The following is a 20,803-nucleotide window of genomic DNA, read 5'->3' on the forward strand; positions in this document are numbered from 1 at the left end:
CGGCCGACGCGCTGGGCGTCGGCCGCTTCGCCGCCGCGGCCGCGTTGCTGACGCGCGCGGACGCGGGGGTGGCGCCCGCCGCGTGGGCCGACACCGCGGCGGAGCGGCTGGCGGTACGGCGGCGATGGGTGGGCGCGGAGCTGGCGATGGCCACCGGCGACGGGGCCACCGCGGTCCGCCATGCCGAGGAAGGGGTCGAGCGGGCGCGGGCGATGGCGATTGCGTCGGTGCGACACCAGGTCAAAAGCGACGTGGTCCTGGCCGCCGCCCTGTGCAGCGCCGGTGTCACCGAGCGGGCGCGCGCCGTCGCACAGACGGCGCTAGAGGCCACCGGCCGATTCGGACTGACACCGCTTCGCTGGGCGCTGGCTTGCTTGCTGATCGATATCGCAAGCGTCACGGTTTCGGTACAAGAATTGCGCGAACTGACCGAAATTCGGGTTATTTGTGCAGGCCAGGTGCGGCGCGCCGGTGGAACCTGGCATACCGCGTGAAATGCGTTGCGCCCGTTATTGTCTAGCTGTGTGTTAGCCCGGGATGTTTCCTGACCGTTACGTTGGAGAGACCGTCGTCGATGACAATGCAAGGGGAACGTCTCGACGCTGTGGTTGCAGAGGCGGTGGCAGGGGATCGGAATGCGCTTCGGGAAGTGCTGGAGACCATCCGCCCGATCGTCGTGCGATATTGCCGCGCGCGGGTCGGCACCAGCGAGCGGAGCGGCCTGTCGGCTGACGATGTGGCACAGGAGGTTTGCTTGGCGGCCATAACCGCGCTGCCGCGCTATCGGGACCGCGGACGACCATTTCTGGCCTTCCTGTACGGCATCGCGGCCCACAAGGTAGCCGACGCCCATCGCGCCGCCGGCCGTGATCGCGCCTACCCCGCCGAGTCGGTTCCCGAACGCCGATCGGCCGATGCCGGTCCGGAGCAGTTGGCGATCGAGGCCGACTCGGTCACCTGGATGAACGAACTGCTCGAGATCCTGCCCGCCAAGCAACGCGAGATCCTCATCTTGCGCGTTGTCGTCGGCCTGTCCGCCGAGGAGACCGCCGCCACCGTCGGCAGCACCACGGGCGCGGTGCGGGTGGCCCAGCACCGCGCACTTCAGCGACTCAAGGACGAAATCGTAGCGGCAGGTGATTATGCCTAATTCTGGATATGTCTTCGGCGATCAGCCGGCGCTGGACGATATAGCCCGCAGCGACCTGCTGTTAGACGCCCTCGCCGAGCGCGAGCGGATCGACCTGGATGATCCCCAGGTTGACGCGCTGGCCGTGCTGATGGGGGACTGGCGCGACGACTTGAGGTGGCCACCGGCCAGCGCCCTGGTTTCGGCCGAAGAGGCCGTCGAGGCGCTGCGCACGGGATTAGCCGAGCGCCGGCGCGCCCACCGAGGCCTGGCGGCAATCGGATCGGTTGCCGCGACGCTGTTGGTGCTGAGTGGGTTCGGCGCCTTCGTCGCTGACGCCCATCGCGGAGACCCGCTGTACGGGCTGCACGTCATGTTCTTCGACGCGCCGCGGGTCAACGACGATACGATCACGTTGTCCGCCAAGGCCGATCTGGCCAAGGTTCAGCAAATGATCGACCAGGGCCAATGGGCTCAGGCCCAGAATCAGCTAGCCGAGGTCAGCAGCACCGTGCAGGCCATGAACGACGGGAACAGCCGGCAAAACCTGATGGACGAGGTGAACCTGCTGAACACCAGGGTGGAGTCGCGAAACCCCAACGCGACGCTGCCGCCCGGCTCGCCGCCGTCGGGGAATCTCCCGGGTCCCGCGACGAAGCCGAAGGCTTCCGCGGCTAGTTCGCCTGTGACCACTCCGAATACGACCAGCGCACCTCCGACGGTGGCCAGCTCAACCACTCCGAGCTCGTCTTCGCCTGCGCCCTCGGGCCGGCGCCGGCATCACGGCCAGAACACCGACCCTTCGGTGGCGCCAAGCGCTGGACCCTAGACGGATGGGTCAGTGACGGTGGTGAAACCCGTCGGCGTCTGACGTCGCCTCATTGAGCGAGGCGTCGGCGTACCCCCGGCAGTAATCCCAGGTGACGTACGCGTCTGGTTCGGGATCGTAGGCGGGCTCGTGCGGACGGACCGTGCCGTCGATCAGCAGTTGCAGCAGGTTCGCGCGCAACATGTCCCAGTCGTGGTAGTGGTCCTGCTGACACTCGTCGCAACACACCACCAGCCCGCGAATTCCCTTGTGCGCCAACAGGGCCTCATACACGGCCAGATCGGCCAGGTCGGCCTCTACCGCCACACGCTCTTGCTGATCGAGGGGTTGACCCGGCTCGACGGCGTCCAGCGCCGCCGACGGGTCACAGGGGTCGTCGGCAAACGGATCGGGCGGCAAACCCGGCGGAAGGTAGTCGCGCACGTCTCTAGACTACGCAGGGGGGCCGTCATAACGCCAGCAGGGCGGCACGCCCGGACAAGCGGGTCCGGGTGATCCGCGAGCCGATAGGATGGGTTTCTCACTCCAACCATGCGTATGGAGGGCCTCACCGATGTCCCGTGGCATGTCCCGCCTAGAAGACAGCTCCGACCTGGTCGCCAGTCCCTATCTGCGCGATACCCATCTTGGTGGCCTGGCGAGCGACGCGGTTCCCACCGGGGGCGACAACCCGAACAAGATCGCGATGCTGGGGCTGACCTTCGACGACGTCCTGCTGCTGCCCGCGGCGTCCGACGTGGTGCCCGCCACAGCGGACACGTCCAGCCAGCTCACCAAGAAGATCCGGCTCAAGGTGCCGCTGGTCAGCTCCGCGATGGACACCGTCACCGAGTCGCGAATGGCCATCGCGATGGCCCGGGCCGGCGGCATGGGTGTGCTGCACCGCAACCTGCCCGTCGCAGAGCAGGCCGCCCAGGTCGAGATGGTCAAGCGGTCCGAGGCCGGCATGGTCACCGATCCGGTCACCTGCCGCCCGGACAACACCTTGGCCCAGGTCGACGCGCTGTGCGCGAAGTTCCGGATATCCGGGCTGCCGGTGGTCGACGACTCCGGCGCACTGGTCGGCATCATCACCAACCGCGACATGCGCTTCGAGGTCGACCAGAGCAAGCCCGTGGCCGAGGTGATGACCAAGGCCCCGCTCATCACCGCTCAGGAGGGTGTCAGCGCCGATGCGGCGCTGGGCCTGTTGCGCCGCAACAAGATTGAAAAGCTGCCCATCGTCGACGGCCACGGCCGGCTGACCGGGCTGATCACCGTCAAGGACTTCGTCAAGACCGAACAACACCCGCTGGCCACCAAGGACAGCGACGGCCGGCTGCTGGTGGGCGCCGCCGTCGGCGTGGGAGGCGACGCCTGGGTCCGCGCGATGATGCTGGTCGACGCCGGGGCGGACGTGCTGATCGTGGACACCGCGCACGCGCACAACCGGCTGGTGCTCGACATGGTCGGCAAACTCAAGGCCGAGGTCGGCGACCGGGTCGAGGTGATCGGTGGCAACGTCGCCACCCGCTCGGCGGCCGCGGCCCTGGTCGAGGCCGGCGCCGACGCGGTGAAGGTCGGGGTGGGGCCGGGCTCGATCTGCACGACCCGCGTGGTGGCCGGTGTCGGCGCACCACAAATCACGGCGATTCTGGAGGCCGTCGCGGCGTGCGGACCGGCGGGCGTGCCGGTGATCGCGGACGGGGGGCTGCAGTACTCCGGCGATATCGCCAAGGCATTGGCCGCGGGCGCGTCGACGGCCATGCTGGGCTCGTTGCTGGCCGGCACCGCCGAAGCACCGGGTGAGCTGATCTTCGTCAACGGCAAGCAATTCAAGAGCTATCGCGGCATGGGGTCGCTGGGCGCCATGCAAGGCCGGGGCGGAGGCAAGTCGTATTCCAAAGACCGCTACTTCGCCGACGATGCGCTGTCGGAGGACAAGCTGGTACCCGAGGGGATCGAGGGCCGGGTGCCGTTCCGCGGTCCGCTGTCGTCGGTGATTCACCAGCTGACCGGGGGCCTGCGCGCCGCGATGGGCTACACCGGCTCGCCCACGATCGAGGTGCTGCAGCAGGCGCAGTTCGTCCGGATCACGCCGGCCGGACTCAAAGAGAGCCACCCGCACGACGTCGCCATGACCGTCGAAGCGCCCAACTACTACGCGCGGTGAACAGCGAACTGACCATGGTCGAGATCGGGATGGGCCGCGCCGCCCGTCGCACCTACGAACTCAGCGATATCAGCATCGTGCCGTCACGTCGCACCCGTTCCTCGAAGGACGTCTCGACGGCGTGGCAGCTGGACGCCTACCGGTTCGAGATCCCCGTGCTGGCGCACCCGACCGATGCCCTGGTGTCGCCGGAGTTCGCCATCGAGCTCGGCCGGCTCGGCGGACTGGGCGTGCTCAACGGCGAGGGCCTGATCGGCCGGCACGCCGACGTCAAGGCCAAGATCGCACAGCTCGTCGAGGCCGCCGAAAAGGAGCCCGAACCGTCGGCGGCGATACGGCTGCTGCAGGAGCTGCATGCGGCGCCGCTGAACCCGGACCTGCTTGGCGCCGCGGTCGCGCGCATCCGCGAGGCCGGAGTGATCACCGCGGTGCGGGTTAGCCCGCAAAACGCCCAGGCGCTGACACCGGTGCTGCTGCAGGCCGGCATCGACCTGCTGGTCATCCACGGCACGATCGTTTCCGCCGAGCGCGTGGCCAGCAACGGTGAACCGCTCAACCTGAAGACCTTCATCTCCGAGCTCGACGTTCCCGTGGTCGCCGGCGGGGTGCTCGACCATCGCACTGCGCTGCATCTGATGCGCACCGGGGCCGCCGGCGTCATCGTCGGCTACGGCTCCACCGAAGGGGTGACCACCAGCGACGAGGTGCTGGGCATCAGCGTGGCAATGGCCACCGCGATCGCCGACGCCGCCGCCGCGCGGCGCGAATACCTTGACGAGACGGGCGGGCGTTACGTGCACGTGCTGGCCGACGGCGACATCCACACCTCAGGCGAGCTGGCCAAGGCCATCGCCTGCGGTGCGGACGCGGTGCTGTTGGGCACGCCGTTGGCCGAGGCCGCCGAGGCGCTCGGCGAGGGGTGGTTCTGGCCGGTCGCCGCGGCGCACCCGTCGTTGCCGCGTGGGGCGTTGCTGCAGATCGCAGTCGGCGAGCGGCCGCCGCTGGAGCGGGTGCTCAACGGGCCGTCCGACGACCCGTTCGGCAGCCTCAATCTGGTCGGGGGTCTGCGCCGATCGATGGCCAAGGCCGGTTATTGCGATCTCAAGGAATTCCAGAAGGTCGGCCTGGCCGTCGGCTCCTGAATTCAGGCGCCCGTCGAGTCCAGGCGGGTGAACTGACGGTTTCGGTACTGTTCGACGCAGGCCGCCCGCCTGACCTTGCCGCTCGTGGTGATGGGCAGCGAGCCCGGGGCCACCAGGACGAGGTCCGCGACGCGCAGGCCGTGCGATCGCGATATGGCCGAGGTCACTTCACGCTTGACGGTGCCGAGTTTGTCCATCACCTCTTCGGGGGAATCGCCCCGCTTCTTGAGTTCGACGATGGCGACAAGCTTCTCCGTGCGACCGTCCGGGACCGCTATCGCCGCCGACCGGCCCCGGGTGATCTCTTGGATCGTCGCCTCGATGTCATCGGGATAGTGGTTGCGCCCATAGACGACCAAGAGATCCTTGTCGCGGCCGACGATGAACAGCTCGCCGTCGCAGAAGAAGCCCAAATCTCCGGTCCGCAGCCATGGCTCTTCGGGGGTATCGGCCGGCGCGGCGACGAGCTTGCCGCCGAACGTGCGCTCGGTCAGTTGCTGGTTCTGCCAGTAGCCCATCGCCACGTTGGCGCCGTGCACCCAGATCTCCCCGACCGTTTCGGCCGGACACTCGATCCCGGTGTCGCGATCGACGATGCGCACCAGCGGTGATTCCGACGTGCCGTAGCTGAACAACGGCGTGCCGTCTGCGCTTGCGCACCGCTTCGCGTGGCCGGCGGACAGGTTCTCGGATTCGAAGTGGACGAGTTTTGCCGGCTCTCCCGGTCTGGGAGTCGCCGCGTACACCGTCGCCTCCGCCAGCCCGTACGAGGGCCGTACCACCTCGGGGGGCAGGTTGAAACGGGCGAAGCGCTCATTGAAGCGCTTGTGGGTGGCGGGCTGTACCCGCTCGCTGCCGTTGAGGATGTGCAGCACGTCGCCGAGGTCCAGCCCGGCCATGTCGCCGTCCGTTGTTTTTCGTGCCGCCAAGTCGAAAGCGAAGTTCGGTGCCGCCGACCACGCTTTAGGGTTGCTTGCCAGCAATTGCATCCAGCGCGCCGGCCGCTGTAAGAACGACGCCGGACTGGTGAGCACGCCGTGCAGTCCGGCCAGTATCGGTATGCATATCCCCACGATCAGACCCATGTCGTGAAAGAACGGCAGCCACGACACAACAGTCATGTCCGGCGGAGCGACCTTTCCGTATTCCACAAAGTAGTCGGACATAATCTGCTTGATATTGACCCGCAGGTTTTTGTGGGAAATCATGACCCCGGCCGGCTGACGGGTCGACCCGGACGTGTACTGCAAATACGCGACGCTCGGACGATCGCCTCCGGCGCTGGATCCGTTCCGAGCGTTCGTGTCGAGCAAATCGACTTCGACGATCGATGAAGCGGATTCGCCGGACTGCGGCTTCGCAAACTCGCTCACCTCGTCAACGACCGAGGATGTCGTGAGGATGACCGACGGCGACGCATCATGCAGCACCGAACTGACACGGTCATCGGCGACGCCACCGGTCGGAACCGACAGCGGAACCGCGATAAGTCCGGCCTGCAAAGCGCCGAGGAAAGCCGCGATGTAGTCAAGGCCCTGCGGCGCCAATATCACCGCGCGATCACCGACCGAACCGCACACGCTTAACTCCCCGGCGACGTTCGACACTCGCCGATACAGCTGCGACCATGTGAGGCTTTCGGCAACGCCGAGCCAGTCCTGCTGGTAGTCAAGGAATGTGAAGGCCGTGTTATTGGGCTTCAGACTGGCGCGCTCGCGCAGCACCGTCAAAATGGAAGATTCGGTCACCGACATAGTTTTACCCTCCCGTCTGGACCTCTTGGCTCGCCAGCGCCTCGCCGAGGTGTTGCGCCAAACCCGCGACGGTAATGATGTCGCCTGGGCGAATACTCACCCCTGTTTCGGCCTCGATGCGGGTGCGCAGCTCGGTGTGGCCCAACGAGTCCAATCCGTACTCGTGCAGTGGACGATCCGCATCGACGTTACGACGCAGAATCAGGCTGACCCGTTCTGAGACCAGCTCCCGAAGCCGGGCGGACCGCTCGTCGGGGGGAAGCGCCATCAGTTCGGCACGGAATCTGCTTGAGCCCATTGCGCTTTGCCCGCTGTGTTGGAACCGTTCGGCGAACGGGCTGTGCTGTGCGAGGGCCGTCAACCATGGGGATCCGATGATCGTGGTGTAGCCGGTGTAGGCGCGGTCGCGGCGCAGCAGCGCCTCGAACGCGTAGGCGGCCTCCTGGACAGTGATAGCAGCGCCGTTGCTTTCGGCCGACGTTTCCCATGCGATCGAGGTGGCCGGAAGGCCCTGGGCCCGCCGCCAGTGGGTAAAGGCGTCCAGCCAGCTGTTAGCCGCGGCGTAGCCGCCCTGACCCGGCAAGCCCAGCAGGCCCGCTGTCGAGGAGAACGAGCAGAACCAGTCCAGCGCCTGGTCGATCGTGGCCTGGTGCAGGTGCCAAGCGCCGTAGACCTTGGGAGCCCAGTCGCGCGCCAGCAGCTCGTCGGTGATGTTGGCCAGGCTGGCGTTTTCGACGATCCCGGCCGCGTGCAGCACACCGCGCAGCGGAAGCCCGGTGGCGGTTGCCGCCGCCACCAACCGGTCGGCGGTCTCGGGTTGGGCGATGTCGCCGCGCTCCACCACGACATCGCACCCGATCGCCCGGATCAGCTCGATGGTCTCCTGCGCCGTCTTGCTAGGCGCCGCACGCGAGCAGAGCACGATCCGGCCGCAGCCGGCCACGGCGAACTTCTCGGCAAGCAACAGCCCGACCTCACCCAGGCCGCCGGTGATGACGTAGGAGCCGTCGCCGCGGAAGATCTGAGCCTGTTCCGGAGGCACCACCGCGCTGCTGAACCCCGCGCGCGGTATGTCGAGCACAAGTTTGCCGGTGTGTTCGGCCGCGCTCATCCTTCGAATCGCGGTGGCCGCCTCGGCCAGCGGGTAATGGGTGCTCTGGGGCATTGGCAGCGTGCCGTCGGCGGTCAACCGGTACACGGTGTTCAACACCTCCCGGACCTGGCCGGGCTGGGTGGCCGACATCAACGCCAGATCCACATAAGAGAACGTGAGGTTGCGCCGGAACGGGAAGAGCCCCAGCCGGGTGTCGCCGTAGACTTCCCGCTTTCCGATCTCGACGAACCGCCCACCGAAAGCGAGCATCCTCAGGCCGGCCTGTTGCGCGGCGCCGGTCGCGGAGTTGAGCACAATGTCTACGCCGTACTCGTCGGTGTCGCGCCGGATCTGCTCGGCGAACTCGATGCTGCGTGAGTCGTAGACATGCTCGATACCCATGGCGCGCAACAATTCTCGGCGTTGCTCGCTACCGGCTGTGGCGAAGATTTCGGCTCCCGCGGCGCGAGCGATCCCGATTGCGGCCTGCCCGACCCCGCCGGTCGCGGAGTGGATCAACACCTTGTCGCCGGCCTTGATGCGGGCCAGGTCATGGAGCCCGTACCAGGCGGTGGTGTGCGCGGTGGTCACTGCGGCGGCCTGGGCGTCGGTCAAACCCTCGGGCAGGGTGGCGGCCAGGCGCGCATCGCAGGTGACGAACGTCGCCCAGCAGCCGTTGGGGGACATGCCCCCGACGCGGTCACCGACTTTGTGGTCGGTGACATCCGGTCCGACCGCGGTCACCACGCCAGCGAAATCGGTGCCCGGCTGCGGCGGCTGTCCCCCGAAGGTGGGGTACTGGCCGAATGCGGCCAACACGTCGGCGAAGTTGATGCTGGACGCGGTGACTGCGACCTCGATCTGTCCGGGACCCGGCGCGACCCGATCAAACGTGACGAACTCCATGGTCTGCAGGTCACCGGGTGTACGGAGCTGCAGGCGCATGCCGTCGCGGGTGTGGTCCACCACGGTGGTGCGCCCCTCGTCGGGCCGCAGCGCGGTGGGAGACAAGCGCGCCGCGTACCACTCATCGCTGCGCCAGGCCGTCTCGTCCTCGTCGGAGCCGGCCAGCAGTTGGCGCGCCACCTGCTCGGCGCCGGTCCGATCGTCGATGTCGATGTGGGTGGCCCACAAATGCGGGTGCTCGGTGCCGATCACCCGCAGCAGGCCGCGCAGGCCGCCCTGCTCGAGGTTGATCGGGTCGCCGTCCAGCACCGCCTGGGCGCCCCTGGTCACGACGTACAGCCGGGGTGACTCGCCGGCGATCTCGCTGAGCTCGCGGGCGATGCGCACCACATGCGCGGCGTACTCACCGCCGCGCAGGGCGCACTCCTCATCGGGGTTGCCGTTCTTTGGTCCGGTGACCACAACGACGCCGGCGAACCCACCTTCACCGAGCTGACCGCGCAGCACCTCTGCCGCCGCACCGTGGTCGCCGTGCTGCGGCCAGAACATCGTCGTGCATTCCGCGCCGTGCAGCTTCAACGCATCGGTCAACCCCGTTGCCAGCAGATGGGCGGCATCGGAGGTGCTGATCAACAGCCAGGCACCGGCGTAAACGTGGTCTTCCTCCGCCAGCTCGCGCTGTTGCCATTCGATGGTCAGCAGCCGCTCGTTGAGCACGCGATCGCGGCTTTCGTTCTCGGACACCGTGGTTCCAAGCTGCAACCCACGCACCGCCAGCAGCACCGTCCCCTGCTCGTCCAATACGTCGAGGTCGGCCTCGGCTATGACACCGGGGACACCAGGGACGCCGGGGGCCTCGGCGGGGGTCACCCGCCCGTGGCAGTAGCGGGCGTTGCGGGTAGGGCCGTAGGCGCGCAGCCGACGCACACCGATGGGCAACAGCGGGCCGCCTTTGTCAGCGCCGCCCACGCCGTCGAGGGCGGGATGCGCCGTCAGGGACTGGAAACACGCGTCGAGCAGCGCGGGATGCACCGCGTAGGCGGCTTGCTGCGACCGGATCGAACCGTGCGGACCCACCTCGGCCAGCACAGTGCCGACGGTCCCGCCGGCAATGTGGGCGGCCGCCAGGCCGGTGAAGGCAGGACCGAGGCGCACACCGCGGTCGTCGAAGCGCTGCCGCAGGTCGGCGCCCTCGACGCGGCACGGGTGCGCCGCCAGCAGCGCGGCAACCTCCAGTGCAGGTGGCTGGTCGTCATCGGTGACGGCATGCAGCTCGGCGCTGGCCCGCTGCTTTCGTTCGCCCTGCTGCTCGGTCTGGACCGTAAATGTGACGGCGCCGGGGGCGCCGACCCAGGCGACGGCGCTGGACGGGGTCTCGGCATCCAGTGACAGCATCGGCTCGAAGTGGACGTCGCGGACCTCGGAGTCCTCGCCGAATACGGTGCGGGCCGCGGCCAACGCCATCTCGCAGTAGACGGCGCCGGGAAGTGCGGCGGCCTCGTCGATTTGATAGTCGGCGAGCCAGGGCTGCGCGGCGGTGCCGAGCTGCGCCTGCCACACGTGGCGCTCCGGCTCCTCGGGCAACCGCACATGCGCACCCAACAACGGATGGGCAGGGACGGTGCACCCGCCCTGTGCGGGGGAGTCCTGTCCGTCGCGGACGATGAGCAGCCTGCGGTGCGTCGGATGCGTCCAGGCCGGCAGCGGCGCATCCACCAGGCGCCCACCCGGATACAGCACCGAGAAGTCCACCGCGGCGCCCGCGCTGTGCAGATCCGCCAACAGGCCGCGCGGCCCGAGCGGCGGCATGCCTGCCAGACCGCCGACCTGTACGCCGATGGTGGCCGCGGTCTGCTCGACGGCGTCGATCAGTTGCGGTTGCGGGGTGAGTTCCGCGAAGACTCGGTGGCCGTCTTCCACCGCCGCCTGCGCGGCGGCGGCGAACCGCACGGTGTGACGCACGTTGTCCACCCAATAACCGGCATTGCAGACCGGCCGCTCCCGCGGGTCGAACAGGGTCGTGGAATAAAACGGTATCCGCGGTGCCGTCGGGCTGAGGTCGACCAGGGCCTCGGATAGCTCGTCGAGGATCGGGTCGACGTGTGGAGAGTTGGCCGCGACCTCGACGGCCATCTCGCGTGCCACCACACCGCGCTGCTCCCATGCGGCGACGAGCTCGCGCACCGCCGCGGTTGGCCCGGCGATCACCGTGGACTGCGGGGCGGCCACCACGGCGATGACGACGTCGTCATCGTCGCGAGTCATCAGCTCCGAAAGCACTTGGTCGGCGGGCAGTTCCACCGACGCCATCGCACCGGCACCGGCCATCCGCGACATCAGCGCCGAACGGCGGCAGATGACGCGCAACCCGTCTTCCAATGACAACGCTCCTGCGACGACGGCTGCCGCCACCTCGCCCGCCGAATGGCCGAGGACCGCGGCTGGGCGCACCCCGTACGACTTCTCCATGGTGGCGGCCAGCGCGACCTGCATGGTGAACAAGGTCGGCTCCGCCCGGTCGATCCCGGTCACGGCCTGCGGCTCGGTAAGGGCCCCCGTGATCGCCTCGCTAACCGAGAATCCGGATTCCGCGGCGATCAGCGGCTCGGCTTGCGCGACGGTTGCGGCGAACACCGGTTCGTTGGCCAGCAGGTCGGCGCCCACCCCGGACCACTGCGAACCTGCCCCGGAGAACACCCAAACCGGGCCGCGGTCGTCTTGGCCCACCGCGGCGTGATACGCAGCAGATTGATATGAGCCGTCGGCGACCTTGCGCAGCGCGCTGGTCAGCTCGGGGAGATCGCCGGCGACCAGCGCGGTGCGCACCGGCCGGTACCCACGTCGCCGCGCCAGGGTGTACGCCAGGTCGGACAGCGCCACGGAATCCGCACGGTTCTCTAGCCAATCGCCAAGCCGGCGCGACGTCTCGCGCAGCCCGTCGGCGGAGGTGGACGACAGCGCGAACAGCAGCGGACCCTGTGTGGCGGCTTCGGTTGCTAAGTCTTCCGGGTCGTCCGTGTCGGGCGCTTGTTCGAGAATCGCGTGCACGTTCGTTCCCGACAACCCGTACGACGACACGGCTGCTCGCCGGGGCTTCGTGTCAGTCGCGGGCCAGGGTGCTGTCCGCTCCGGCACAACGAGTCCGGTTTCGATTCGGGCGAGGTCATCGGGCAGCCGGGTGAAGTGCAGCATCGGCGGTACCGCACCATGCCGCAGCGAAAGGATCGCCTTGGTCAGGGCAACCGCGCCCGCCGCGGAATCGGTATGGCCGGCATTGCTCTTGACCGATCCGAGCACACACTCGTTGCCGTCGGCGCCGTATACCTGTGCCAGGCTCGCGAACTCGATCGAATCACCGCCCGGGGTGCCGGCGCCGTCCGCCTCCACCAGGCCTACCGTGTCGGCGTCCACCCCCGCCGCGGCCAAGGCCGCCCGGTACACCGCGACCTGGGCGTCCGCGGCGTCTTGCGATGGAGTCGCAAAGCTCTCGCTGCTTCCGTCCTGATTGGCGGCGGTGCCGCGCAACACGGCAAGGATGCGGTCACCATCGTGCAGCGCGTCCGGCAGTCGCTTGAGCAACACCATGGCGCAACCCTCGGCACGCACGTACCCGTCGGCGCCGACATCGAACGTCCTGCAGCGTCCCGTCGGCGAAAGCATGCCCTGGCCCGACATCGAGGTGAGTGTGCGCGGTTCCAGCATCACCATGCAGCCGCCGGCCAGGGCGAGGTCGCTTTCGCCGTCGTGCAGACTGCGGCAAGCCAAGTGGACCGCGAGCAAGCTCGACGAGCCCGCCGTGTCCACGGTCAGCGCCGGGCCGCGCAGTCCGAGCGTGTGGGCGATCCGTCCGGAAGCCAGGCTGGCGGCCGAGCCGCTGAAGCCGTACATCTGGCCGAGCGCGCCTGCGTCGGCGGCGAGGAATGCGTAGTCGGACTGGGACAGCCCGACGAACACGCCCCCCTGTGAGCCGGCCACCGACTTGGGCGCCAGACCCGCGTGCTCCAACGCCTCCCACGACACTTCCAGCAGCAAACGGTGCTGCGGATCCAGCGCGGCCGCCTCCCGCTCGCCGATCCCGAAGAATTCGGGATCGAAGCCCGCCACGTCGTCGAGGAAACCACCCCACCGCGACACCGACCGGTCGGGCACGCCGGGCTCGGGGTCGTAGTAGCTGTCGGCGTCCCACCGCTCGGCGGGAATTTCGCTGATCAGGTCCTCGCCCCGCAGCAATGCTTCCCACAGCGCCTCTGGCGAATCGATGCCATGAGGGAGCCGACACGCCATGCCGATGACAGCAATAGGGGTAACAGGTTTCCTATCGACGGCAGCTCACCTCTCCTAAACTGTGCTTCAAGGGGATAGGCCGGATTTCAAGTCGGATTTCAACCCGGGATGGGAACGCCGCAACTTCGCAGGTCGACCCACTGCCCCCCGGCATCGAAGCCAAAACTTCAATGCTGAAGTCCTCAGCAGCGTAACCCGTCAACTGCACGCATGTCAGAAAATCGTGCGGACGTACCAAAGTTTGCCGGGGATAGCCGCCGCACCACCTCGTGCCGGTTCAACTCGGGCTTCGCCGGCACCAGAGAGGCATAGCTGGAGTTAGGGTTGGCTAAATGGTTTACGACCTGTGAGGAAGGTCATACTGCAGCGATGAAGCCGGATTACGACGTCCTGATCATCGGTTCGGGTTTCGGAGGCAGCGTCAGCGCTTTGCGGCTGACCGAAAAGGGCTACCGCGTAGGCGTATTGGAGGCGGGCCGGCGCTTCTCGGACGAGGATTTCGCCAAGACGTCCTGGGATCTGCGCAAGTTCCTGTGGGCGCCGAGGCTGGGTTGCTACGGAATTCAGCGGATCCACCCGCTGCGCAACGTGATGATCCTGGCCGGCGCCGGGGTGGGCGGCGGTTCGCTGAACTATGCCAACACGCTGTATGTGCCACCGGCGCCGTTCTTCGCCGACCAGCAGTGGTCGCACATCACCGACTGGCATGCCGAGCTGATGCCGCACTACGAGCAGGCGCGGCGGATGCTGGGCGTGGTGAAGAACCCGACCTTCACCGACGCCGACCGTATCGTCAAGGAGGTCGCCGATGAGATGGGGTTCGGCGACACGTGGGTGCCCGCCCCGGTCGGCGTGTTCTTCGGTCCCGACGGCACCAAGACACCGGGCAAGACCGTGCCCGACCCGTATTTCGGTGGCGCCGGGCCGGCGCGCACCGGCTGCCTGGAATGCGGTTGTTGTATGACGGGCTGTCGCTACGGCGCCAAGAACACCCTGCTGAAGAACTATCTCGGTCTCGCGGAATCAGCAGGAGCACAAGTGATTCCGATGACGACGGTGAAAGGCTTGAAGCAGCGGTCCGACGGTTTGTGGGAGGTGCGTACCGTTCGCACCGGCAGCTGGCTACGCAGGGACAGGCGCACGTTCACCGCCACGCACGTGGTGCTGGCCGCCGGTACCTGGGGAACTCAGCATCTGCTGTTCAGGATGCGCGACAAAGGAAAACTGCCCGGGCTGTCGGAAGAGCTGGGCGTGCTGACGCGGACCAACTCCGAGTCGATCGTCGGTGCCGGGCGGTTGAAGGTCTCACCCGACATGGACTTGACCCATGGGGTGGCGATCACGTCGTCGATTCACCCGACCTCGGACACTCATATCGAACCCGTCCGCTACGGCAAGGGCTCCAACGCGATGGGGATGCTGCAGACGCTGATGACCGACGGGCGAGGACCCGAGGGCAGCGACGTGCCGCGCTGGCGGCAGTTCATTCGCACCGCTCGCGAGGATCCGCACGGCATGCTGCGGATGATCAATGTCCACCAGTGGAGCGAGCGCACGCTGATCGCGCTGGTGATGCAGCACCTGGACAACTCGATCACCACGTTCACCAAGCGCGGGAAGCTGGGTATCCGCTGGTACACCAGCAAACAGGGGCACGGCGAGCCGAACCCGTCCTGGATCCCGGTCGGCAACGCGGTCACCCGCCGCATCGCCGCCAAGATCGACGGGGTGGCCGGCGGCACCTGGGGTGAGCTGTTCAACATCCCGCTGACCGCGCACTTTCTCGGCGGTGCGGTGATCGGCGACAGCCCCGAGCACGGCGTCATCGACCCGTATCACCGCGTCTACGGCTACCCGACAATGTTCGTGGTGGACGGTGCCGCGATCTCGGCGAACCTGGGCGTCAACCCGTCCCTGTCGATCACCGCCCAAGCCGAGCGGGCCGCCTCGCTGTGGCCGAACAAGGGCGAAAATGACCTGCGCCCGCTGCAGGGTGATGAGTATCGTCGGCTGGCGCCGATCGCGCCCGCGCACCCGGTGGTACCCCTCGGCGCACCGGGCACGCTGCGCTGGCTGCCGATCGACCCGGTCAGCTCGGCGGCTGACGCCAGTTAGCTCGCGAGCACCGTCAGTGGTGCGCCGCTGATCACCCGGCTGCGCTCCCCGTGCACATTGACCGGCACATCACCCATCAAGGTGACCCGGTGCATGAGCCGATGCTGGCCGTCGTAGTCGTCGATCGCCCGGTGCTGCGTCGCCCGGTTGTCCCAGATGGCAACGTCACCTTGCTCCCAGTTCCAGCGAATCGTGTTCTCGGGCAGGGTGATTCGCCGTTGTAGCAATTCGAACAGCACGTCGGACTCGTGGCTGTCCAGGCCCACGAAGTTGCGCACGAAATCGCCCGCCAGCAGCGTGCTCTCACCGGTCTCCGGGTGCACGCGCACCACGGGATGTTCGGTCCGGTAGTCCGCTTTCTCGAAGGCCTGCCGGAAGGCCCGCTGCGCGTCGGTCATCGACAGGGCCGCTTCTTCGGTCACGTAGTCGTAGCGGTTGCTGTGCACCGCCCACAGGTTTTCGACGAGGCACTTGAGCGGTTCGGGCAGTTGCTCGTAGGCGGCCGCGGTAGAGGCCCACAGCGTCGACCCGCCATAGCTGGGCAGGGTGACCGCACGCAGGATCGAGGCCGCCGGGTAGTTCGCGGCGAAGGTGACGTCGGTGTGCCAGCGGTTGGCCTTGCCGTATTCGGAGTTGATGGGGGTGATGACCGGCGCGTTCTTCGCGGCCAGCACAGCGGCGGCCGGGTGGCCGATCGGCGTGCCCAGCAGGCCGGCGAACGCGAGCTGCTGCTGGTCATCGATGTGGTGCTGGTCGCGGAAGAAAATCACCTTGTGCATCAACAGCGCCTGGCGGATCTCGTCGACCGTCGCCGGGTCGAGGTCGCCGCGCAGTTGTACCCCGTCGAGCCGGGCACCGATGTGGCTGCCCAGCTTGGTGATGGTTACCTGGTCTGTCATGTCTGTTCCTTTGGAAGAGGTCAGGTGTAGTCAAGCGACTACGTTATCGGCTATTGTAGTCACATGACTACACATTCGGCAACCAGCCGCAAACAAATGCCCACCGGGCGCGAAGAGGTGGCGGCGGCGATCTTGGAGGCCGCCACCGACCTGTTTGCCGAGCGCGGGCCGGCCGCGACGTCGATCCGCGACATCGCCGCCCGTTCGAAGGTCAACCACGGGCTGGTGTTTCGGCACTTCGGCACCAAGGATCAGTTGGTCGGTGCAGTGCTCGATCACCTGGGCACGGCCTCGACGACCTTGCGGCGAAACGACGCGCCGCCCGAACAGCTGCAGCGATCCATGGACCGGCATATGCGGGTCATCGCCCGCGCGTTGCTCGACGGGTATCCGGTGGGGCAGCTGCAGACGCAGTTTCCGGGTATGTGGGAGCTGCTGGACGCAGTCCGCCCGCGCCACACCGACGACCGCAGCGCGCGGCTGGCACTCGCCAATGCCGCTGCGCTGCAATTTGGTTGGCGGCTGTTCGAGCCTTTCTTGCGTGCGTCGACCGGTCTCGACGAGCTGACGGACGCCGAATTGCGCGAGGCCGTCGGTGCTGAGATGGCCCGCATCGTCGAACCGCACTGACAAAGGGTGGGCTGCCTGCGGCGCAAGAATTCCCCAAGAATTCGCCAAGGATCGGGATAGGGCCCTCCCGGATCCTTTTGCCATGCGAATAGCAGGGATTGTGGCCGTGTGGGGCGCGTGGGGTGCGGTGGCTGCCGCGTCGATGGGCGGATTCGCCGGCGCCGCGCACGCCACTCCCGCCTCCGACGTCGCTCACGGCGGCGGAATGTACGGCGACCCCGCTGCCGCCGCTCAATACTGGCGCCGGCAGCACGATTCCAACTGCGCCGAGATGGCCGTGGCCGATGTGGTCGGCCAGGTAACCGGCCGCGAGCCTGCCGAACAGCAGATCAACGCCACTGCCGAAAGCACGCCGAGCGTCGCCCACGCCGGATCGATTTGGAATCCCGGCGGCGCCACCAATAATCAAGACCTGCCGGTTCTGCTGGCGCACTACGGCATCCGGGCCGTCGCGGACCAAAGCACCACCGGCGCGCTAGAACAGGATCTGGTACAAGGGCGCAAGGTGATCGTCGGACTCAACAGCGAAATCCTTTGGAACCAACGTGGAAACCGCAGCCAGGAAGACCACTCCGTGGTGGTCACCGGCGTCGACGCCAACGCCGGCGTGGTGCACCTGAACGACAGCGGCAGTAACACCGGCCGCGACGAGCAGGTTCCGATCGCCACCTTCGAAAAGTCCTGGGCGACCAGCCACAACTTCGCCGTCGCGACTAAATAACCGGCGTTCGGGACAGGGCCCGCCGGTGTACGGGCTCGCGGCCGGGTGGCTGGGGCGGTGGCGGCAGCAGCGGCTTGCGCGGCTGCACCGCAATGGTCGTCGGCGAATCCGTGTTCAGCGTGAGGTCTTCGCCGGCATGCCGGATGGTCAGCTCCGCGTCCGGACCGTCGCGCAGGGTGTAGGTGACGTCGGAGTGATTGGCGTCGATGGTGAGCCGGAACCCGCGCCAGCGCAGCCGAAAGCGCAGCCGCGCAATGCCATCGGGCAGCTGGGGATCCAAGAACAGGATGCCCTCGTCGTCGCGCAGCCCACCGAAACCCCCGACCAGCGCGGTCCAGGCGCCGGCGAGCGAGGCCATGTGCAACCCGTCGCGGGTGTTGCTGTGCAGGTCGCGCAGGTCGATCAGCCCGGCTTCGTAGGCATAGTCGTGAGCGAGCTCCAGATGGCCGACGTCGGCGCACATCACCGCCTGCGTGCAGGCCGACAGCGACGAGTCGCGCACCATGCGCCGCTCGTAGTAGTCGACGTTGCGGGCCTTCTGGTCGGGCGTGAACGCGTGGCTCTGCCACTGCATCGCCAGCACCAGGTCGGCCTGCTTGATCACCTGCGCGGGATAAAGCCGCACATACGCCTCGTGCATCAGCAGCGGATAGGTGGCGTTGGTTTCGAAATCCCACTCCGCGAACGTGGTAAAGCCCTCGCACTGCTGATGGACACCCAGCCCCTCGTCGTAAGGGATATTGACCGCGGCGGCCGCGTCGCGCCAGCAGGCCATTTCTTCGGTGGTCACGCCCAGGTGTCCTGCCGCATCAGGATCGCGGACGCAGGCATCGGCGGCGGTGACCAGGTTGTGTGCCGCCATCAGGTTGGTGAAGACGTTGTCGCGGACTATCGCGGTGTACTCGTCGGGACCGGTGACCCCGTCGAGGTGCCAGACGCCGTGGCGGTCGTGGTGGCCGAGCGACATCCACAGCCGGGCGGTCTCGATCAACACGGTAAGGCCACAGTCCTTTTCGAGCGACTGATCGCCGGTCACCACGCGGTAGCGCTCGAAGGCCATCGCGATGTCGGCGTTGATGTGCCAGGCCGCCGTACCCGCCGGCCAGTAGGCCGAGCACTCCTGCCCACGGATGGTGCGCCACGGGAAGGCGGCACCGTCGAGGCCCAGCTCGGCCGCCCGCTCCCTGGCGAGGTCTAGCGTCGAGGCCCGCCACCGCAGCGCGTCGGCCACCGCATGCGGCAGGGTGTAGGTCAGCACCGGCAGCACGAACCCTTCGGTGTCCCAGAAGGCGTGGCCGTCGTAGCCGGTGCCGGTGAGTCCCTTGCTGGGGATCGCGCGTCCTTCGGAGCGTGCACTGGCCTGTACCAGGTGAAAGAGCCCGAACCGCACCGCTTGCTGAGATTCCGCGTCGCCTTCGACCTCGACGTCCGCGTTCTCCCAGAAGTCGTCGAGGTACTTCCGTTGCGAGTCCAGCAGCGCTTGCCACCCGCTGTAGCGGGCGCTGTGCAGTGCCGCAGCGGCTTGGTCGCGCAGTGCCGGGCGGGAGCGAAGACTCGACCAGCCGTACGCGATGTATTTGACGATGCGCAGCGTCTGTCCCGGGCGCAGCCCGCAGATGACCGTGGTACGGGCCAGGTCGGGGCGGGCGTCGGTGGTGAACTCCACTCGGCCCGGCACGTCGATTTCGTGGTCCATCGTGGCGGCCACCATCAGCGCGCTGCTGCGGGTCCGGTGCATGAGAAGTGCTCCGGTTTCCGTGTTTTCGTGGTCGACGGCTTCCAGCGGGTTGTCCAAGATGGCCGCCACCCGCGGATCGCCCGAGGTCTTGGGCTGGTCCTCGTTGGTGACGAGCTCGGACTGCACGGTCACGCGGACGAATTCTTCGACGGCCTCGACGCAGTACTCGATGGCCGCGACACTGCGTTGGGCCAGCGACACCAGCCGGGTGGACGTCACTTTGACCTGCTTGCCCGACGGTGAACTCCAGTGGGTGCGGCGGGTCAGCGTGCCGGCGCGCATGTCGAGGACGCGCTCGTGGGAAAGCAGTTTGCCGTACCGGACATCGAACGGCTCGTCCCCGACCAACAGGCGAATGATCTTGCCGTTGGTGACGTCGACGACGGTCTGGCCGGCCTCCGGGTAGCCGTAGCCGGCCTCGGCGTACGGCAGTGGCCGGATTTCGTAGAAGGAGTTCAGGTAGGTGCCCGGCAGGCCGTGCGGCTCGCCCTCGTCGAGGTTGCCGCGCAACCCAATGTGCCCGTTGGACAAGGCGAACAGCGATTCCGACTGGGCAATCAGGTTCAGATCCAGCCGCGTCTCGCGCACCTGCCACGGTTCGACGGGGAACGCATCCTGGGTGATCATGACTGCAGCAATTCTGCGAGGTCGGTGACCACCACGTCGGCGCCGTTGCGGCGCAAGTCTTCGGCCTGGCCTACCCTGTCTACGCCCACCACGAAACCGAAGTTACCGGCATGACCGGCCGCCACGCCGGATAACGCGTCTTCGAACACGGCCGCCGCGTCTGGGGCGACATCGAGCAACTGCGCCCCGCGCAGGTACGAGTCGGGGGCCGGCTTGCCGGCGATGTGCTCGTCGCGCAGCGTGATGCCGTCCACCCGCTGCTGGACGAACCGGTCCAGCCCGGTGATCTGGAGGATCTGGCGGGTGTTGGCGCTCGACGACACCACGGCGATACCGAGACCCGCGGCCGAGACCGCCTCCAGATAGCGCCGCGAGCCGTCGAACACCTCGACACCGTCCTTCTCCAGCACCTTCTGGAACATGTCGTTCTTGCGGTTGCCCAGGCCGTAGATAGTCTCAGCGTCGCCGGGGTCATCGGGATTGCCGTCGGGCAGTTCGATTCCGCGGCTGTCCAGAAACGACCTCACGCCGTCTTCGCGTTTCTTGCCGTCCACGTATTTCCGGTAGTCCGCGCCCGGGTCGAACGGGACGAACTTGTCACCGGTGCGCTCGGCCCGTTGGGAGAGGTAGTCGTCGAACATGGCCTTCCATGCTTTGGTGTGCACGCTCGCCGTATCGGTGAGCACACCGTCGAGGTCGAACAGGCAGGCATGAACCTTGTCTGGCAAACCCAGCCCTGAGCTCACCGTGCACCTCATTCTCTGGTATCGGAGTAGTTGGCGAT

General features: G+C 67.4%; 13 protein-coding genes and 1 pseudogene. 8 read left to right on the plus strand and 6 right to left on the minus strand.

Going from position 1 to position 20,803, the window contains the following annotated elements; genetic code table 11:
- The 3 genes and pseudogenes from ACLP9N_RS24335 to ACLP9N_RS24345 form a co-directional block, all read left to right on the plus strand.
- Nucleotides 1–494 (plus strand): annotated as a pseudogene (locus ACLP9N_RS24335) (hypothetical protein); the annotation flags it as partial.
- A gap of 80 nt (nucleotides 495–574) precedes the next feature.
- Nucleotides 575–1,150 (plus strand): ECF RNA polymerase sigma factor SigD, encoded by a 576-nt coding sequence (gene sigD, locus ACLP9N_RS24340; protein ID WP_442409781.1) that lies wholly within the window; start codon nucleotides 575–577, stop codon nucleotides 1,148–1,150.
- Nucleotides 1,143–1,958 carry an anti-sigma-D factor RsdA gene (locus ACLP9N_RS24345; protein WP_442409782.1) on the plus strand — a complete coding sequence of 272 codons (816 nt, stop codon included), beginning with the start codon at nucleotides 1,143–1,145 and terminating at the stop codon, nucleotides 1,956–1,958. Before sigD ends, ACLP9N_RS24345 begins: the two co-directional genes overlap by 8 nt.
- A gap of 9 nt (nucleotides 1,959–1,967) precedes the next feature.
- Here the strand turns inward: ACLP9N_RS24345 and ACLP9N_RS24350 are convergent, their stop codons facing one another.
- On the minus strand, nucleotides 1,968–2,381 hold the full coding sequence (locus tag ACLP9N_RS24350) for a DUF5319 domain-containing protein (protein WP_442409783.1): 414 nt from the start codon (nucleotides 2,379–2,381) through the stop codon (nucleotides 1,968–1,970).
- A gap of 130 nt (nucleotides 2,382–2,511) precedes the next feature.
- Between ACLP9N_RS24350 and guaB the strand changes: the two genes are divergently transcribed.
- Both guaB and ACLP9N_RS24360 read left to right on the plus strand, forming a co-directional pair.
- Nucleotides 2,512–4,110 carry an IMP dehydrogenase gene (gene guaB, locus ACLP9N_RS24355; protein WP_442409784.1) on the plus strand — a complete coding sequence of 533 codons (1,599 nt, stop codon included), beginning with the start codon at nucleotides 2,512–2,514 and terminating at the stop codon, nucleotides 4,108–4,110.
- A gap of 14 nt (nucleotides 4,111–4,124) precedes the next feature.
- Entirely contained in the window at nucleotides 4,125–5,252 is a 1,128-nt protein-coding gene (locus ACLP9N_RS24360) for a GuaB3 family IMP dehydrogenase-related protein (protein ID WP_442409836.1), read from the plus strand.
- 2 nt (nucleotides 5,253–5,254) lie between these two features.
- Here the strand turns inward: ACLP9N_RS24360 and ACLP9N_RS24365 are convergent, their stop codons facing one another.
- Both ACLP9N_RS24365 and pks2 read right to left on the minus strand, forming a co-directional pair.
- The gene (locus ACLP9N_RS24365; protein ID WP_442409785.1) at nucleotides 5,255–7,006 is read right to left on the minus strand and encodes an AMP-binding protein; all 1,752 of its coding nucleotides are present in this window, start codon (nucleotides 7,004–7,006) and stop codon (nucleotides 5,255–5,257) included.
- Between the two features lie 4 nt (nucleotides 7,007–7,010).
- The gene (gene pks2, locus ACLP9N_RS24370; protein WP_442409837.1) at nucleotides 7,011–13,304 is read right to left on the minus strand and encodes a sulfolipid-1 biosynthesis phthioceranic/hydroxyphthioceranic acid synthase; all 6,294 of its coding nucleotides are present in this window, start codon (nucleotides 13,302–13,304) and stop codon (nucleotides 7,011–7,013) included.
- A gap of 354 nt (nucleotides 13,305–13,658) precedes the next feature.
- Here pks2 and ACLP9N_RS24375 point away from each other — a divergent pair, with 354 nt between their 5' ends.
- Nucleotides 13,659–15,404 carry a GMC oxidoreductase gene (locus ACLP9N_RS24375; RefSeq protein ID WP_442409786.1) on the plus strand — a complete coding sequence of 582 codons (1,746 nt, stop codon included), beginning with the start codon at nucleotides 13,659–13,661 and terminating at the stop codon, nucleotides 15,402–15,404.
- Here ACLP9N_RS24375 and ACLP9N_RS24380 read toward each other — a convergent pair.
- A complete protein-coding gene (locus tag ACLP9N_RS24380) occupies nucleotides 15,401–16,303 on the minus strand; it encodes a TauD/TfdA dioxygenase family protein (RefSeq protein WP_442409787.1) in 903 nt (300 codons plus the stop codon). The two genes, ACLP9N_RS24375 and ACLP9N_RS24380, sit on opposite strands and share 4 nt — an antisense overlap.
- A gap of 63 nt (nucleotides 16,304–16,366) precedes the next feature.
- Between ACLP9N_RS24380 and ACLP9N_RS24385 the strand changes: the two genes are divergently transcribed.
- On the plus strand, nucleotides 16,367–16,933 hold the full coding sequence (locus tag ACLP9N_RS24385; RefSeq protein WP_442409788.1) for a TetR/AcrR family transcriptional regulator: 567 nt from the start codon (nucleotides 16,367–16,369) through the stop codon (nucleotides 16,931–16,933).
- An 82-nt stretch (nucleotides 16,934–17,015) separates the two neighbouring features.
- Nucleotides 17,016–17,654, plus strand: coding sequence for a C39 family peptidase (locus ACLP9N_RS24390; RefSeq protein ID WP_442409789.1), 639 nt, complete (start codon nucleotides 17,016–17,018; stop codon nucleotides 17,652–17,654).
- Here ACLP9N_RS24390 and ACLP9N_RS24395 read toward each other — a convergent pair.
- Entirely contained in the window at nucleotides 17,647–20,019 is a 2,373-nt protein-coding gene (locus ACLP9N_RS24395) for a glycoside hydrolase family 65 protein (RefSeq protein ID WP_442409790.1), read from the minus strand. The two genes, ACLP9N_RS24390 and ACLP9N_RS24395, sit on opposite strands and share 8 nt — an antisense overlap.
- Nucleotides 20,016–20,765 (minus strand): beta-phosphoglucomutase family hydrolase, encoded by a 750-nt coding sequence (locus ACLP9N_RS24400; RefSeq protein ID WP_442409791.1) that lies wholly within the window; start codon nucleotides 20,763–20,765, stop codon nucleotides 20,016–20,018. The genes ACLP9N_RS24395 and ACLP9N_RS24400 overlap by 4 nt, the downstream gene beginning before the upstream one ends.
- Nucleotides 20,766–20,803: the final 38 nt, after the last annotated feature.

Origin of the sequence: Mycobacterium sp. (assembly GCF_052144515.1) — a bacterium.
Lineage (GTDB): Bacteria > Actinomycetota > Actinomycetes > Mycobacteriales > Mycobacteriaceae > Mycobacterium.

What these genes read in the sequence shown, in the direction of transcription:
- ACLP9N_RS24360 (WP_442409836.1), top strand. Translation starts at nt 4,125, where the DNA reads ATGGTCGAGATCGGGATGGGCCGCGCCGCCCGTCGCACCTACGAACTC.
- sigD (WP_442409781.1), top strand. Translation starts at nt 575, where the DNA reads ATGACAATGCAAGGGGAACGTCTCGACGCTGTGGTTGCAGAGGCGGTG.
- ACLP9N_RS24345 (WP_442409782.1), top strand. Translation starts at nt 1,143, where the DNA reads ATGCCTAATTCTGGATATGTCTTCGGCGATCAGCCGGCGCTGGACGAT.
- ACLP9N_RS24395 (WP_442409790.1), bottom strand. Translation starts at nt 20,019, where the DNA reads ATGATCACCCAGGATGCGTTCCCCGTCGAACCGTGGCAGGTGCGCGAG.
- ACLP9N_RS24380 (WP_442409787.1), bottom strand. Translation starts at nt 16,303, where the DNA reads ATGACAGACCAGGTAACCATCACCAAGCTGGGCAGCCACATCGGTGCC.
- guaB (WP_442409784.1), top strand. Translation starts at nt 2,512, where the DNA reads ATGTCCCGTGGCATGTCCCGCCTAGAAGACAGCTCCGACCTGGTCGCC.
- ACLP9N_RS24365 (WP_442409785.1), bottom strand. Translation starts at nt 7,006, where the DNA reads ATGTCGGTGACCGAATCTTCCATTTTGACGGTGCTGCGCGAGCGCGCC.
- ACLP9N_RS24385 (WP_442409788.1), top strand. Translation starts at nt 16,367, where the DNA reads ATGACTACACATTCGGCAACCAGCCGCAAACAAATGCCCACCGGGCGC.
- ACLP9N_RS24390 (WP_442409789.1), top strand. Translation starts at nt 17,016, where the DNA reads ATGCGAATAGCAGGGATTGTGGCCGTGTGGGGCGCGTGGGGTGCGGTG.
- ACLP9N_RS24375 (WP_442409786.1), top strand. Translation starts at nt 13,659, where the DNA reads ATGAAGCCGGATTACGACGTCCTGATCATCGGTTCGGGTTTCGGAGGC.